At 62.6% G+C, this 15,582-nt stretch carries 14 protein-coding genes and 1 tRNA gene; 12 read left to right on the top strand and 3 right to left on the bottom strand.

Features of this window, described 5'->3' with window-relative positions; translation table 11 throughout:
* Nucleotides 1–195: 195 nt before the first annotated feature.
* The 3 genes from H281_RS0124240 to H281_RS0124230 all read left to right on the top strand — a co-directional run bounded on the left by H281_RS0124240 (nt 196) and on the right by H281_RS0124230 (nt 1,997).
* Nucleotides 196–271 (top strand) — tRNA-Lys (locus tag H281_RS0124240).
* Nucleotides 272–633: 362 nt separating this feature from the next.
* Nucleotides 634–1,008, top strand: coding sequence for a hypothetical protein (locus tag H281_RS0124235; RefSeq protein ID WP_027804899.1), 375 nt, complete (start codon nt 634–636; stop codon nt 1,006–1,008).
* A 176-nt stretch (nt 1,009–1,184) separates the two neighbouring features.
* Nucleotides 1,185–1,997: a mechanosensitive ion channel family protein gene (locus H281_RS0124230; protein WP_020069724.1), complete on the top strand. Its 813-nt coding sequence runs from the start codon at nt 1,185–1,187 to the stop codon at nt 1,995–1,997.
* A gap of 108 nt (nt 1,998–2,105) precedes the next feature.
* On the opposite strand, the gene H281_RS0124225 is transcribed toward H281_RS0124230, so the two are convergent.
* The gene (locus tag H281_RS0124225; RefSeq protein ID WP_027804898.1) at nt 2,106–2,771 is read right to left on the bottom strand and encodes a VTT domain-containing protein; all 666 of its coding nucleotides are present in this window, start codon (nt 2,769–2,771) and stop codon (nt 2,106–2,108) included.
* A gap of 192 nt (nt 2,772–2,963) precedes the next feature.
* Here H281_RS0124225 and mutL point away from each other — a divergent pair, with 192 nt between their 5' ends.
* Both mutL and miaA read left to right on the top strand, forming a co-directional pair.
* Nucleotides 2,964–5,009, top strand: coding sequence for a DNA mismatch repair endonuclease MutL (mutL, locus tag H281_RS0124220; protein WP_020069722.1), 2,046 nt, complete (start codon nt 2,964–2,966; stop codon nt 5,007–5,009).
* Nucleotides 5,010–5,052: 43 nt separating this feature from the next.
* Nucleotides 5,053–6,012, top strand: coding sequence for a tRNA (adenosine(37)-N6)-dimethylallyltransferase MiaA (gene miaA, locus H281_RS0124215; RefSeq protein ID WP_027804897.1), 960 nt, complete (start codon nt 5,053–5,055; stop codon nt 6,010–6,012).
* A 144-nt stretch (nt 6,013–6,156) separates the two neighbouring features.
* Here miaA and purM read toward each other — a convergent pair whose 3' ends face one another.
* Nucleotides 6,157–7,224: a phosphoribosylformylglycinamidine cyclo-ligase gene (purM, locus tag H281_RS0124210; RefSeq protein WP_020069720.1), complete on the bottom strand. Its 1,068-nt coding sequence runs from the start codon at nt 7,222–7,224 to the stop codon at nt 6,157–6,159.
* 145 nt (nt 7,225–7,369) lie between these two features.
* On the opposite strand from purM, the gene H281_RS0124205 reads away from it, so the two are divergent.
* From H281_RS0124205 to panB, 7 genes are all read left to right on the top strand, one after another.
* Complete coding sequence (locus H281_RS0124205; protein WP_020069719.1) at nt 7,370–8,446, top strand: AI-2E family transporter; 1,077 nt, start codon at nt 7,370–7,372, stop codon at nt 8,444–8,446.
* A 71-nt stretch (nt 8,447–8,517) separates the two neighbouring features.
* Nucleotides 8,518–9,261, top strand: coding sequence for a DnaA regulatory inactivator Hda (hda, locus tag H281_RS0124200; protein ID WP_020069718.1), 744 nt, complete (start codon nt 8,518–8,520; stop codon nt 9,259–9,261).
* Nucleotides 9,254–9,940 carry a histidinol-phosphatase gene (locus tag H281_RS0124195; protein WP_020069717.1) on the top strand — a complete coding sequence of 229 codons (687 nt, stop codon included), beginning with the start codon at nt 9,254–9,256 and terminating at the stop codon, nt 9,938–9,940. The genes hda and H281_RS0124195 overlap by 8 nt, the downstream gene beginning before the upstream one ends.
* A complete protein-coding gene (gene pcnB, locus H281_RS0124190) occupies nt 9,937–11,535 on the top strand; it encodes a polynucleotide adenylyltransferase PcnB (RefSeq protein WP_020069716.1) in 1,599 nt (532 codons plus the stop codon). The genes H281_RS0124195 and pcnB overlap by 4 nt, the downstream gene beginning before the upstream one ends.
* A 48-nt stretch (nt 11,536–11,583) precedes the next feature.
* Nucleotides 11,584–12,117, top strand: a complete 534-nt coding sequence (gene folK, locus H281_RS0124185; RefSeq protein WP_020069715.1) for a 2-amino-4-hydroxy-6-hydroxymethyldihydropteridine diphosphokinase — start codon at nt 11,584–11,586, stop codon at nt 12,115–12,117.
* Entirely contained in the window at nt 12,114–12,794 is a 681-nt protein-coding gene (locus H281_RS0124180) for a deoxynucleoside kinase (protein ID WP_020069714.1), read from the top strand. Before folK ends, H281_RS0124180 begins: the two co-directional genes overlap by 4 nt.
* Nucleotides 12,795–12,823: 29 nt before the next feature.
* Nucleotides 12,824–13,639, top strand: a complete 816-nt coding sequence (gene panB / locus H281_RS0124175; protein WP_020069713.1) for a 3-methyl-2-oxobutanoate hydroxymethyltransferase — start codon at nt 12,824–12,826, stop codon at nt 13,637–13,639.
* 47 nt (nt 13,640–13,686) lie between these two features.
* Here the strand turns inward: panB and pabB are convergent, their stop codons facing one another.
* On the bottom strand, nt 13,687–15,576 hold the full coding sequence (pabB, locus tag H281_RS0124170; RefSeq protein WP_020069712.1) for an aminodeoxychorismate synthase component I: 1,890 nt from the start codon (nt 15,574–15,576) through the stop codon (nt 13,687–13,689).
* Nucleotides 15,577–15,582 lie beyond the last annotated feature (6 nt).

Below are 15,582 nucleotides of genomic sequence, written 5' to 3'. Positions count from 1 at the left end.
TCGTGTCGAGCAGTTGGCAGTAACGCGCAGTGTCCGTGAGCGCCAAAAAGATGGTCACGCGCGCCTCTCGCTGAAAAGCCCGGGTCTTCACGCCCCGGGCTTTTCACTATCTGGACTGCACTGACGTGTATATCGGATTGCTCGGAACGGGTTGACAGTCGTCCAGGGCTATCGCTATAATTTCGCTTCTCTTTTGGGTCGTTAGCTCAGCTGGTAGAGCAGCGGACTTTTAATCCGTTGGTCACAGGTTCGAATCCCGTACGGCCTACCAAAAGATTCGAGGGCTTACACGCGTCAGCGTCGTAAGCCCTTTTCTTTTTTCGTCGCGGTTTCTTTGCAGCGCGCGCTCCCCTAGTCTCTTAGCAACACTCTTCTCTCCAAGAAGAAGTAGCGCAAACCACACGGCGAAGTCCAAAGCAAAACAGCCCACAACTCGCCGCGATTTCTCGTTACGCCCCTGACTTTTCTCACGCGATACCTCGCACATTCCGACAACGCTACGGACTGCGAACGTGAGCATTTATTGAGACATAAAGACGTGCAATGATCGCCGCCGTCTGTCAATCCGCCGAGAACCGACGGACGCAGACGCTCTCGCAACACCGCAACCTGCGGCGCTTTCATTCCATCGATATGACCAATTTTCTGTTCGATCTCGCTTCGAATCTTGCGTTGCTGGCGATCGTGCTTGTCGCGTGCAATGGGTGTAATCGCCTGATACCCGGCGCAGCGATAGACGGCTCTCGCGTGTTTTCCGCGCTGGCGCTCGCCGCAATGCTGCTGGATGCAGCCCTCACTTTCCTTGTCTTTGCCGACGCCCGCACACGTTACGGCCAGTTCAGCACGCCGACCGCGTTCTTCGTACGCAGCGCCGCATATGCGCTCGCAATCGTTGCGGCAGTTGCGTGGCGCAGTTTTGGTCGCCGAAACCGCCCCGCCAGATCGACGTTAGGCAAGACGTTGGTCATTCCGACATCGCCCTACTCCGACTCTCACCTGCCGATGTAAAACGCGTCGTGCGAGCGCGAGGCGCGGCGGGAACGGTCCTTGCGCAGCCTCGCGCCTTCACCTATAACTTCCCAAGACCAGGCAGCATCCGGTTGGATTCAGCCACCCAGGCGCCCGCCCGCAGCATCGCGTCACGTCGTAATCAGTCAAAGCAAGTTCACCGATTGGGGAACATCTTGGATTTCGAAACCGTACGCGTTTTCATGATGACCCGCGGCATCGACCTCGGCGTCAAAGTGCTCGGTGCGATCGTCTTGTGGATCGTCGGCCGCTGGGTCATTGGACTGATTACCCGCTTGCTGCGTGCGGTGCTAACGCGTAACAGCCGCGTCGACCCGACACTCGCGCATTACCTCGGCTCGATTCTCGGCGCGCTATTGAACCTGCTTCTGATCCTCGCGATCTTGCAGGTATTCGGCGTGCAAACCACTTCGTTCGCGGCGTTGCTCGCCGGGCTCGGCCTCGCGATCGGCACGGCGTGGGGCGGATTGCTCGCGCACTTCGCGGCCGGCATCTTCATGCAGGTGTTGCGTCCGTTCAAGGTCGGCGACTTCGTGACCGCGGGCGGCGTCACGGGCACCGTCTCTGAACTCGGTTTGTTCGGCACGACCATCGTTACACCAGATAACGTGACGACAATCATCGGCAACAACAAGATTTTCTCCGACACGATTTCCAATTACAGCGTGCTGCCGGTGCGACGGGTCGAACTGACAGCGAAGATCGCGAACGGCGTCGACGCGACGGACGCGATGAACCGGCTGAAGGCTGCCATCGCCGACATACCGAACGTTGCGGAAAGCCCCGCGCCCGATGTCGAAGTGCTGAGCTTCACGCCCGAAGGACCGCTGCTTTGCGTGCGACCCTACGCACACAATGAGCATTACTGGCAGGTGTACTTCGACACTAACCGCGCGATCATTCAAACATTCCGCGAGGCCGGTTACCCAACGCCCGAAACACCGCTCGCGCCGCGTGCAGTCACGTGAACGCGCACGCAGGCGTGTGGCCGCGCACGCAAAAAAAACGGCGTCGCAATTTACGCGACGCCGTTTGCTCATCCGACTAGGTCAGCGGACTAAGTGCCCGCGCCAGCGTTAGCCAGGCTTCGACGCACTCTTGCGCATCATCTTCCAGAGCGCGCCGAGCACCACCGGCACGATTGCAGCGCCAATCCCGACGAGCACGATCACATTCAGATACTGGCGGATAAACGGAATATTGCCGAAGAAATAGCCGAGCAGAACAAGCAGCAATACCCAGAACAGCGCGCCGGCGACATTGAACAGCTGAAACCGGCTAACCGTCATCTCCGAAGCGCCCGCGACAAACGGCGCAAACGTCCGCACAACCGGAATGAAACGCGCAAGCACGATGGTCTTGCCGCCATGCCTCTCGTAGAAGTCATGTGTTTTCTGCAGCGCGCGCCGGTCGAGAAAACGCTCGAGCACTGGAATACGCGAATTGAAAACCTTCGGCCCGATCGCTCGCCCGATCATATAGTTGACGGTATTGCCCGTGGTCGCCGCGACGAACAGCAACAGGATCAGCAGACCGAGATTCATCTGCCCAGACGCGCAGAAAGCCCCGCCGATAAACAGCAACGAATCGCCCGGAAGAAACGGCACAATCACGAGCCCCGTTTCGCAGAACACGATCAGGAACAGCACCGCATAGACCCAGGCGCCGTACACGTGGATGAATTCTCCCAGGAACTTGTCGATGTGCAGCACAAGATTGGCTAAATGTAGCAGCGTGTCCAAAAAGCGTCCTTTATGAGGCAAGAGTGAACGTGGTGTGAGGGTCGGCAGCAGACCCGCGGGATAATGGCGAGCGCTCGCTCGCCGCCCGAATTGACCGCGTCATGATACAGAAAGTGCCCGGGCGAACTTCGAAAATCTCCGGCGTGTTTCCGCCATTCGAGGGCCGCCGCGCTGAATCGCTATAATTTCGCCATGTCCGAATTTTCCGAAACGCCTGTCGACGCCACGGCCGCCGCCGCTACACCGGCTGTGCGCCCGCTGCGGGCAATCCTGCCGCTGCCCGATCAGCTCATCAGCCAGATTGCCGCCGGCGAAGTGGTCGAGCGGCCCGCATCGGTGGTGAAGGAGTTGCTTGAAAACGCGCTCGACGCGGGCGCGCGCACGCTTCGCATCATGCTGGACGAGGGCGGCGTCAAACGTATTTCGATCACCGACGACGGCTGCGGCATTCCCGAGAACGAACTTGCACTCGCGTTGATGCGCCACGCGACCAGCAAAATCCGCTCGCTCGCCGAGCTCGAGGCCGTCGCGACGCTCGGGTTTCGCGGCGAGGCGCTGGCGTCGATCGCGTCGGTCGCGCAGATGACCATCACGAGCCGCACAGCCGACGCGCCGCATGCAGTGCGCGTCGATGCACAAACCGGGGTGCTGAGCCCGGCTGCGGGCACGCAAGGCACCACCATCGAAGTGCGCGAGCTGTACTTCAATACGCCCGCGCGTCGCAAATTCCTGAAAAGCGAACAGACCGAACTCGGCCATTGTCTCGAACAGATCCGTCGTGCCGCCTTGGCGCGACCGGACGTCGCCATTTCGGTCCTGCACAACGGCAAGGCCGTCGAGCATTGGAACGCCAGCGAACCGCCCGCGCGAGTCGCAAAGATACTGGGCGAAACTTTCGCGACGGCTCATCTGCCGCTCGATGAATCCGCCGGTCCGCTCGCCGTCTACGGTTGCGCGGGTTTGCCGACCGCGAGCCGCGGACGCTCCGATCAGCAGTACTTCTTCGTCAATGGCCGTTTCGTGCGCGACAAGCTGCTGACGCACGCGGTGCGCGCCGCTTATGAAGACGTGCTGCATGGCGACCGTTATCCGTCGTATGTGCTGTTTCTCGATTTGCCGCCCGAAGCGGTCGACGTGAACGTGCATCCGTCGAAAATCGAAGTCCGGTTCCGCGATTCACGCTCGATTCATCAGTTCGTTTTCCACGCGGTCCAGCGTGCGCTGGCGCGCCATGCGGGCGCGTCGCCGGAGACGACCGCAGGCGGGCACGCGGCGCATCTGCAAGCGTCGGCGGACGGAGCGGTTTCGTTCGGAACGTCGCCGGGCAGTGCCGGCGTTGCAGGGTTCGGCGCTTCCGCTGCGGGCAGCTTTGTCGGCGGCTTGAGTTCCAATGGCACCCCTGGATCGACGGGTAGCGGCTTCAGCGCGTCGCAAGCGGGCAATACGTGGATGCGCCAGTCGCGCATGACACAGGGCACGCTGCCGGTCGCCCAACCGCTCGCATTCTATGACGCGTTGTTCGGCCGCAAGGACACCAGCGCAGGCACTGCGCAAGGCGCGACGCTCTTCGAAGCACGCGATTCCGCCGCCGAGGGTCCGTCGCCCTATAACGCGTCAGCGTCCTACGCGCCGCCCGCGTTCAATCCCGCCGACGACCAGCCGCTCGGCTTCGCGCTCGGCCAGATTCACGGCATCTACGTGCTTGCGCAGAACGCCCATGGACTCGTGATCGTCGATATGCACGCCGCGCACGAGCGCATTCTTTACGAGCAGTTCAAGAACGCGCTCGCCGACCGTACGATCGCCGTGCAGCCGTTGTTGATTCCGCAGACGATGCAGGCGGATCCCGTCGAAATCGGCACAGTCGAAGAAGAGCGCGACACGCTCGACGCACTCGGCTTCGACCTGGCGGTTCTGTCGCCGACTACCCTCGCCATCCGCGCGGTGCCGGCGCTGCTGAAAGACGCAGACCTTCAGGCATTGGCGCGCGCGGTGCTGGCCGATCTGCATGCTTACGGCGGCTCGCGTGTCCTGACCGAGCGTCAGCACGAACTGCTCGGCACGCTCGCCTGCCATCACGCGGTGCGCGCGAACCGGCGTCTCACGCTGGACGAAATGAACGCGCTGCTGCGTCAGATGGAAGCGACCGAGCGCGCCGACCAGTGCAACCACGGGCGTCCCACGTGGTATCAGTTGACGCTCTCCGACCTCGACCGCCTCTTCATGCGTGGACAGTGACGGTGCGCTTCTTGAGGCGCGATTGCCGGGCGCCGGCACGTTCATGAACGCACGCACCGCCACGCCCATTCCATGCCTGCTCGGCCCGACTGCGTCGGGCAAGACCGCGGCCGCATTGGCTCTCGCCGCGCGGCGGCCGGTGGAAATCATCAGCGTCGATTCGGCGCTCGTGTATCGCGAGATGAACATCGGCACGGCAAAGCCTACTGCCGACGAGCGCGCGGTGGCGCCGCATCATCTGATCGACATTGTCGATCCCGCCGACGCCTACTCCGCCGCGGAATTTCGCGCCGACGCACTCCGGTTGACCGCAGAGATCACTGCGCGCGGCCGGCTGCCCCTGCTGGTCGGCGGAACGATGCTGTACTACAAGGCGCTGACTCAAGGGCTCAACGACTTGCCCGCAGCCGACGCGAATGTCCGCGCGCAACTCGACGCCGACGCAGCACGCGATGGCTGGCCCGCGCTGCATGCACGTCTGGCTACCGTCGATCCGGCGACTGCCGCGCGCCTTGCGCCCAACGATTCGCAGCGAATCCAGCGCGCGCTCGAAGTCTTCTTGCTAACGGGTCAAGCGATGTCCGCATTGCTGGCCGCGCCCGCTCGCATCGACGACGCCGCGGCGCAGTGGCGCTTCGCGCCGATCGCACTCGAGCCGTCGGACCGAAGCGTGCTGCACGCGCGCATCGAGCAGCGTTTCGATGCCATGCTGGCGAACGGCTTTGTCGATGAAGTGGTGACGCTGCGCGAACGCGGAGATTTATCGCCCGAGATGCCGTCGATGCGTTGCGTCGGCTACCGGCAGGTCTGGGAGTATCTCGATGGAACCGTCGACTATCCGACCATGCGCGACAAAGGCGTGTTCGCGACGCGGCAATTGTGCAAACGGCAACTCACATGGCTGCGCAGCATGAACGAGCGGGTGGTGGTGGACTGTTGCGACCCAAACGCGAGCGCGCGGGTGATTGATTTGATCGAAGCGCTGGTTTCGCAACCTGTTTAATGCGCTTTGGTGAAGCACGCCGAAGTGCTGCGCTTTCCAGCAAACTAGATGACGAGCACACTGGGGAACTACGAGACCTCAGAAAACCTTGAACTTGCGAGCCTGCGCGGCGTTTAGTATTCACGCCGCGCAGGCTGCCAATCTTTACACCACTACCGTCTGTGCTTCACCCGGCGCGCTCTCGCGAATCGTGCCGATCTTCCAGACCTGCTCGCCGGCTGCGGACAACAGACCGATTGCAGCGTCCGCGTCAGCAGCCGAGACGACCACCGCCATCCCGATACCGCAGTTGAATACGCGATGCATTTCCGCATCCGCCACGCCGCCGTGCTTTTGCAGCCACGAGAAGAGCGGCGGCAGCGGCCAGCCGCGATGATCCAGCTCGGCCGTCAGGCCTTCGCGCAAAACCCGCGGAATATTTTCGACCAACCCGCCACCGGTGATGTGCGCCATGCCCTTCACCGCGATTTGCTGCATCAGCGAGAGAAGCGGCTTAACGTAAATGTGCGTGGGCGCCATCAAAGCGTCGGCTAGCGAACGGCCGTCGAAATCCGCATTGAGATCGGGCTGCGCGCGCTCGATGATCTTGCGCACCAGCGAAAAACCGTTCGAATGAATGCCGCTCGAAGCGAGGCCCAGCACCACGTCGCCGGGAGCGATGGTGCTGCCGTCGATAATCTTGCTCTTTTCCACCGCACCGACCGCGAAGCCCGCGAGATCGTATTCGCCGTCCGGATACATGCCCGGCATTTCAGCCGTTTCGCCGCCGATCAAGGCACAGCCCGCCAGTTCGCAGCCGTAGGCGATACCCTTGACGACCGTTGCCGCCGTGTTCACGTCCAGCTTGCCGCAGGCAAAGTAGTCGAGGAAAAACAGCGGCTCGGCGCCTTGCACGAGAATGTCGTTCACGCTCATGGCGACCAGGTCCTGGCCGACGGTGTCGTGCTTGTTCAACTCGAACGCGAGGCGCAGCTTCGTGCCCACGCCGTCTGTGCCCGATACCAGCACAGGTTCTTTGTACCTCTTCGGCACTTCGAACAGCGCGCCGAATCCGCCAATGCCGCCCAGCACGCCGTCGCGCATCGTCTTTTTGGCAAAGGGCTTGATCGCGTCGACAAGGGCGTCGCCCGCGTCGATGTCCACGCCGGCGTCGCGGTACGACAGACCTTGGGCCGAACCGGTTGAATTCGGGGCGGATTTCGGTTGATTCATGGGGGAGAGCTCGAAGGTCGGTAAAATGCGATTTTACCCGATGCCGATCCAGAGTAGGCGCTTCAGCGCTTACTCCGGTCCCATACAGAGTTGCCGGCCGGCTGGATTTTGAATCATCCGTTCCGGCGACACCAGGGAAACAACTTTGCAACAGAACTCCTCGATACTGACTCCGGTCCAGCGCCGCGCTTTCATCTGGCTAGCCATCGCGCTTGGCGTCGGCATTCTGCTGTGGCTCTTGAGCCCCGTCCTCACGCCGTTTCTGCTCGGCGCGATTCTCGCGTACATTCTGCAGCCGGGCGTCGCGTGGATGGTGCGCCGGCGTGTGCCGCGCGCGATCGCTGCCTTGCTGATGATGCTGCTTTTCACGTTGCTGGTGACAATGCTCGCGCTGCTGGTTTTCGCCGTCATCCAGAAGGAAGGCCCGCAGCTGCGGCAGCAGGTGCCGCAACTGTTCGCCCATGTGAATGCGTGGCTGCAGCCCAAGCTCGCCATGCTGGGGCTCGCCGATTCGCTGGATTTCGCAAGCGTACGCGATCTCGTGATGGGCCAGTTGGAAGGCAGCGCGCAGACCGTCGCGCGTTATGCATGGACTTCGATCGTGACGAGCGGCAACGTCATGATGACCGTGATCGGCAATCTCGTGCTGGTGCCGCTCGTACTGTTCTATCTGCTGTACGACTGGAACCGCATGCTGCTTCGCGTACAAGGCGTGGTGCCGCGCCGCTGGCTCGACAAGACGCTGCAACTCGCGCGCGACATGGATCAGATGCTGTCGCAATACCTGCGCGGCCAGTTACTCGTGATGGGCGTGCTCGCGGCGTTCTATGCGGTGGCGCTCAGCATCGCCCGCTTCGAGATCGCGCTGCCGGTGGGCATCTTCACCGGGCTAGCAGTGTTCATCCCGTACATTGGCTTCGCGACCGGCCTCGCGCTGGCGCTTCTCGCGGCATTGCTGCAGTTCGGCAACTGGTACGGCTTCGGTGCGGTGGCTGTGATCTACGGCGTCGGTCAAATCGTGGAGAGCTTCTTCCTGACGCCGCGCCTCGTCGGCGAGCGGATCGGGCTGCACCCGCTCGCGGTCATTTTCGCGTTGCTCGCGTTCGGGCAACTGTTCGGCTTTTTCGGCGTGCTCCTTGCGTTGCCCGTGAGTGCGATTTTGTCCGTGGCGGTGCGCGAATTGCGGCAAAGCTATCTGGAAAGCACCCTGTACAACAATTGACCTTCTGCTCCAGTGACCCGGCTCGCCAGGACCATCGGCAGCCTCAGCCCTACTTTCGGCATCAACCTACTGTGCTTCGTCAACTGACGCTCGATCTCGGCACTCCGCCGCCATCGACATTCGATAATTTTTTCGCTGGCGCAAACGCCGAGCTGGTGACGCGCCTGCGTGAACTCGACGGCGCGCTCGCGGCCGGGCCTGTCGCCGATCGCACCTTCTATATCTGGGGCGAAGCGGGCAGCGGCCGCACTCACCTGTTGCAAGCGCTCGTGCACGAAGCGCCGCCGGGCCACGCGCGCTTCGCGGGTCCGCAAAGCAGCCTTGCCGCGTTCAGTTTCGATCCGCGCGTGGCGCTCTATGCGATCGACGATTGCGACGGTCTGTCGGCCGCGCAGCAGATCGCCGTGTTCAATCTCTTCAACGAAGTGCGCGCGCATCCGACGAGCGCGCTCGTCGCCACCGGCAACGCGGCGCCGATCGGCATGACGGTGCGCGAGGACCTGCGCACGCGGCTCGGCTGGGGACTCGTTTTCCACCTTGCCCCGCTGCCCGACGAAGGCAAGGCAGCGGTGCTCAAGCACGCGGCTCGCGAGCGGGGCATCATGCTGGCCGACGACGTGCCGGCCTATCTGCTCACGCATTTTCGTCGCGACATGCCAAGCCTGATGGCGCTTCTCGACGCGCTCGACCGTTTTTCGCTCGAACAGAAGCGGGCGGTTACGTTGCCGCTTTTGCGCACGATGCTGGCTTCGCCGGGCGCGGACGGGCCCGCCGCGTCGTCCGCCGCTTCAAGTAAAATAGATCCCCATGGCTAATCTCGCACTCTTCGACCTCGATCACACGCTCATTCCCACCGACAGCGACCACGAATGGGGCCGCTTCATGGTGAAACACGGTATGGTCGACGGCGAAAATTTCGCTCGTGAAAACGACCGCTTCTATGCCGACTACAAAGCCGGCAAGCTGGACATTCACGCCTATCTGATCGCCATGCTCACGCCGCTCGCGAAATACACGCGCGCGCAACTCGCGGACTTTCACGCGCAGTACATGCACGAAGTGATCACGCCGGCCATCCTCCCGGCGGCCGTCGAACTGGTCAAGCGGCACCGCGAAGCCGGCGACCTGTGCTGCGTGGTCACGGCGACAAACGAATTCATCACCCGTCCCATCGCGAGCGCGTTCGGCGTCGACACGCTGATTGCCTGCGAAGCGGAAACCGTCGACGGCCAGCCGCATTCGGCCTACACCGGCCGCCCCACCGGCACGCCGAGCTACAAGGAAGGCAAGATCGTGCGCACCGAGGCATGGCTTGCGTCGCTCGGCAAAAGCTGGAGCGACTTCGAGCGCAGCTACTTCTACAGCGATTCGCACAACGACATTCCGCTGCTCGAAAAAGTCACCGATCCGATCGCAACGAATCCCGACGACACATTGCGCGCCCATGCGCAGGCCAAAGGCTGGCGCATCCTCGAACTCTTTCAACCCACGTGATCAAAAAACTCATCCGTAAGCTATTCGGCCAGGACACAGCGTCCGCCGACGACACCGTGCCGGCTGAAGCCGACTCAGACGAACCCGGCAGCGCACCGGCACGCAATGCAGCAGGCGCCGCGGGAACCGGCCGCGCGCGCCGGAAGCCCGTCCGAAATGGCGCGCCCGCAAAGACAGTGCGCGACCCGGACGTGCCGGTCATCATTCCGCACGACGTACACGGCATCGACCCCACGCTGATCTCGCGCAACGCGATTCGCGTGACCGAAGGCCTGCAACAGGCGGGGCACCGGGCGTTTATCGTCGGCGGTGCGGTGCGCGACCTGTTGCTCGGCATCAAGCCGAAAGACTTTGACGTAGCGACCGACGCCACGCCCGAACAGGTGCAGAAGCTGTTCCGCCGCGCGCGCATCATCGGCCGCAGGTTTCAGATCGTGCATGTGCAGTTCGGCCAGGAAATCATCGAAACTTCCACGTTCCGCGCGCTGGTCGATCCGCCCGCCGCTGACGCCGCGCCGCCGCGGCGCCTGAAACGCGACGAGCTCGACCGGCGCACGCACGCGGTCGACGCAAGCGGGCGCGTATTGCGCGACAACGTGTGGGGCGAGCAGCACGAAGACGCCACGCGCCGCGACTTCACGATCAACGCGATGTACTACGATCCCGCCACCGAAACGGTGCTGGACTATCACAACGGCATGGCGGACGTACGCGCGCGCCTGCTGCGCATGATCGGCGACCCGGCCACGCGATATCGCGAAGATCCTGTGCGCATGCTGCGCGTGGTGCGTTTTGCGGCAAAGCTCGACTTCGAGATCGAAGACGCGACCCGCGCGCCGATCGCCGAAATGGCCGATCTGATCAACAACGTGCCGGCCGCGCGTCTGTTCGACGAGATGCTGAAGCTCATGCTGTCCGGCCACGCGCTCGCCTGCCTGAAGCGCCTGCGTCAGGAAGGCCTGCATCATGGTTTGCTGCCCCTGCTCGACGTCGTGCTCGAGCAGCCCACCGGCGAAAAATTCATCACGCTCGCGCTCACCAACACGGACGCACGCGTGCGCGCCGGCAAACCGGTGTCGCCAGGCTTCCTGTTCGCCACGCTGCTCTGGCACGACGTGCAGCAGCGCTGGCAGAAGTTTGAAGCGAACGGTGAGTATCCGGTGCCGGCGCTGCATCGCGCGATGGACGAAGTCCTCGACATGCAGACGGAAAAACTCGCTATCCACAAGCGCTTCTCGTCCGACATGCGCGAGATCTGGGGCTTGCAGCTGCGCCTCGAAAAACGCTCGGGAAGAAGCGCGCTGAAGCTGCTGGAACACCAAAGATTTAGAGCGGGGTATGATTTCCTCCTGTTGCGCTGCGAATCGGGCGAACTCGACGAGTCGGTCGGAGCGTGGTGGACGGAGTTCATTGAAGGAGACATCGCGGCGCGTGAAACATTGCTTACGCAAGGCGGGAAGGACCGAAGCCCCAGAAAACGACGGAGACGCAGCAGTGGCGCGAGAAACCGCAAATCGGGCGACGGAATGGAGGGCGGCACGCCAGCCGAACGCACAGACGCCGAAGCGGGCCATGAAGGCCCGCACGAAGACTGACGCAGCGTTCGCTGAAGCCGTCGAACGATAGTTGCAGGAAGTTATGCCATGACGGTTGCTTATCTCGGCCTCGGCGCGAATCTCGGGGACGCGCGCCAGACCCTGAAAGACGCAGTGGTGTGCCTCGCACAACAGCACACCATCACCGTGCTCGCCAAGTCGAGCCTGTATCGCACGGCCCCGATCGACGCGGGCGGTGACGACTATTTCAACTGCGTCGTCAAGATCGACACAACGCTCCCCGTGCGGCATCTGCTCGCGCTGTGCCACAAGATCGAGCATCAGTTCGGCCGGGAGCGGCCCTTTCGCAATGCACCGCGAACGCTCGATCTCGACATCCTGCTTTTCGGCGATCAATCGATCGACGAAGCCGATCTGATCGTTCCGCATCCTCGCCTCGTCGAGCGTGCTTTCGCGCTGGTGCCGCTTGTCGAAATCGACGCTGCGCTGATCATTCCGCGACATGGGCGCGCCGACGCGCTGCTCGACGCCGTGCGCGATCAGCGCATCGAGAAAGTCAAAGGACCCTGCCAGTGCCCGATGCTGAACGCACTCGCCGCGGGCAAGGGCCGCTGCGAATGAATTCCACACCGCTTACCGTCACCGCGCCGCAATTGCGGCCTCCATTCGGCTATCTGGCGATCGAAGGGCCTATTGGCGTCGGCAAGACTTCGCTCGCGCGGCGTCTTGCGCAACGCTGGTCGATGCAGGAACTGTTCGAGAGGCCGCAGGACAATCCTTTCCTCGAGCGCTTTTATCGCGACACCGCGCGTTATGCGTTGCCCGCGCAATTGCATTTCGCGTTGCAACGCGCGCAGCAGGCCCAGGAAGTGAACGCGGCGCAAGTGGCGGGCACGCCGCTCGTCGCCGATTTCATGACGCAAAAGAACGACATCTTCGCGCGCCTCACGCTGCAGGAAGACGAGTGGCATCTGTATCGCGCGCTCGCCGCGCGGCTGGAAGTGAGCGCGCCGGCACCGGACTTCGTCGTGTATCTGCAAGCGAGTCCCGAAGTGCTCTTCTCGCGCATTCAAAAGCGCGCAGTGCCGATGGAGTTGCAGATTTCCGATGCGTATCTGCATGCCCTTTGCGACGCCTACAACGAATTCTTCTATCACTACGACCGCACGCCGGTGCTGACGGTTAACGCCGAACATCTGAATCCGCTCGACTCCGACGCGGACCTTGCGCTGCTCGCCGAGCGCATCGAAACCATGCGCGGACGCAAGGAATTCTTTGTCAAGGGCACGTCGCTCTGAGCGGCGCCTCTCTCTTCAACGGATCGACCATGACCTATTTGCAGGAGACGAGCCGCAGCGCCGTCACCGTGCCGAAACTGCAGGCAATGCGCGATGCTGGCGAGAAAATCGCCATGCTCACCTGTTACGACGCAAGCTTCGCCGCACTGCTGGATCGCGCGGGTGTCGACGTCATGCTGATCGGCGACTCGCTCGGCAACGTCCTGCAAGGACAGACGACCACACTGCCGGTTTCGCTCGCCGACATCGCCTATCACACGGCGAGCGTGGCGCGCGCGCGGCCGTCTGCGTTGATCGTCGCGGACTTGCCGTTCGGCACGTATGGCACGCCGGAAGAAGCGTATAGAAGCTCCGTCGAATTAATGCGCGCGGGCGCGCAGATGGTGAAGCTCGAAGGCGGTGAATGGCTCACGGATACTGTCCGTTTCCTCGTGGAACGCTCAATTCCGGTGTGTGCGCATGTCGGGCTGACGCCGCAGTCGGTGCATGCTTTTGGCGGCTTCAAGGTGCAGGGCAAGACCGAGGAAGGCGCGAACCAGTTGCTGCGCGACTCGCTTGCCATGCAAACGGCCGGCGCCCAGCTCATCGTGATGGAAGCGATTCCGACGCTGCTCGCGAGCGAAGTCACGAAGCAGTTGCGGATTCCAACCATCGGCATCGGCGCGGGCCTCGACTGCTCAGGTCAGGTGCTGGTATTGCACGACATGCTGGGCATCTTTCCCGGCAAACGGCCGCGTTTCGTGAAGGATTTCATGGTCGGGCAGCCGAGCATTCTTGCTGCGGTGGAAGCGTATGTGCAGGCCGTGAAGGACGGGACTTTTCCTGGGCCTGAGCACTCGTTCTGAGAGTGCTTTCGCGGGGGCGATATTAGCGTGGCCGCGCTTCGGTGTTTCTAGCGGACAATCCGGGCCGGCAGCGCGCCGCGCAATGCATTGCAGATCAGCAGTGCTTCGGCGTTGAATACGTCAGCCTCTGTCAGCACCTTTTCAGCCGCCTGCAGATTAGCGTCGTCTTCAAGCAGGATGCTTCGCATCACACCGGGCAGCACGCCCGACGCGAGCGGCGGCGTCCACCACCGCCCCGCCAGCTTCACGAATACGTTCGAGCGCCCGCCTTCCGTCAACTCGCCTCGTTCGTTGAAGAACAACGTATCGAAGGCGCCTTTTGCCTCGGCTTCGCGCCAGCCGCGATCGTACTGTGCTCGGTGCGTGGTCTTATGACGCAGCAGTAGATCGCCGGATTGGGTCGATGCAAAATCGTGATCCGTTGCGAGCAGAACGTTGACCGTCGAATCGGCCAACGGCACCAACACCGCGGCCGTAATTTGGGTCACACCGCTCTTGCCTAGCGCGACGCGCATGCGGTGCGGTGTGGCTGCGGGCAACGATGAGCATCGCTCCGCGATCTGCGCGCGAATGCTTGCCGCATCGAATTGAAAGCCTAGCGTCGCTGCACTCGCCGACAGCCTCGCGAGATGGCGCGACACATGGCGCACGCCCTCTTCCCGCGTCGCGTACATGGTTTCGAACAGCTCGAAGCCGGGTTCCGCACCGGTCAGGAAACGCGCTTTCAATCGACACTCCGCATATTCGTCTTCGGCGACGCTGTCGAGCACGATGCCCGCGCCTATGCCCATCGTGCCGCGCAATTCTCCCGTGGGCGCTAACGGCTTCAAGGTCAGCGTGCGAATCGCGACGGACATGCAGAAGTCGCCGCCGCTATTTTCATTCGCCGCCGGCTCGAGCACGGGTGCGTCCAGCCAGCCGATCGCGCCGGTGTAAAGGCCGCGCGGCGTGCTCTCCAGTTCGTCGATCAACTGCATCGTGCGATGCTTCGGCGCACCGGTGATCGAGCCGCAAGGAAAGAGCGCGCGCACTATCGCGGCGAACGACGTGCCGGGCCGCAAAGCGGCTTCAACCGTCGACGTCATCTGCCAAACCGACGCATACGGCTCGACGGAAAAGAGCGCGGGCACTTTGACGGAGCCCGTCTGAGCGACGCGCGACAGATCGTTCCTCAGCAGATCGACGATCATCACGTTTTCGGCGCGGTTCTTGGGGTCGTTGCCGAGGAATTCAGCGGCGCCGCGATCCGCTGACGGATCGGCTGAACGTGGCGCGGTGCCTTTCATCGGGCGCGCGCGCAACGTTGCATTCTGCTTTTCGACGAAAAGCTCCGGGGAACACGACAGCACCCAGCCGTTACCAGGCATCGCGATCAATGCGCCGTACCGAACGGGTTGACGCGCCCGCAACCGCCGATAAAGCGCGATAGGCGAGCCGAATACGTCGAAGCCGAGCCGGTATGTGTAGTTGACCTGATAGGACTCGCCGTCGCGCAGGGCGGCATGAATTGCGCCGATGGCCGCATTGAACTCCGCGGGTTCGACACTCTCGCGCACATTGGCTGTGCCCGCCACAGACGGCTCTGCGAGGTCGCCGTCTTGTTTTACGAGCCACGCGTCCACTTCGTCGCGTGAGAGTTTCTCGCAACGCTCGAACAATAAAAAACGCAGCGTGGCGTCGCCATGCTGCGTTTTGAACGACGGATCTGATGCCCCGCCGAGAAGATGCCGGCCGAACTCGTAGTCGGCGAGCACGATAGCGTGCAGGCCGTGGCGTGCATCCGATTCGGCGGCCTCGCAAACGGCTTCCATCTGCGCGGGGTCGGCGCATACCCGTTCATGCGCGAAACCGGTGTACAGCCTGCTCGAGCGGCGCGCCGCCGACGCGTCGCAATCATCGAGCAATGCAAATACAGCGCCGCGCTCATCTGCCGTCATGCGTAC

This window comes from Paraburkholderia caledonica (assembly GCF_000383275.1).
GTDB classification, from domain to species: domain Bacteria; phylum Pseudomonadota; class Gammaproteobacteria; order Burkholderiales; family Burkholderiaceae; genus Paraburkholderia; species Paraburkholderia caledonica.
This window is presented reverse-complemented; position numbering and strand designations above follow the sequence as displayed.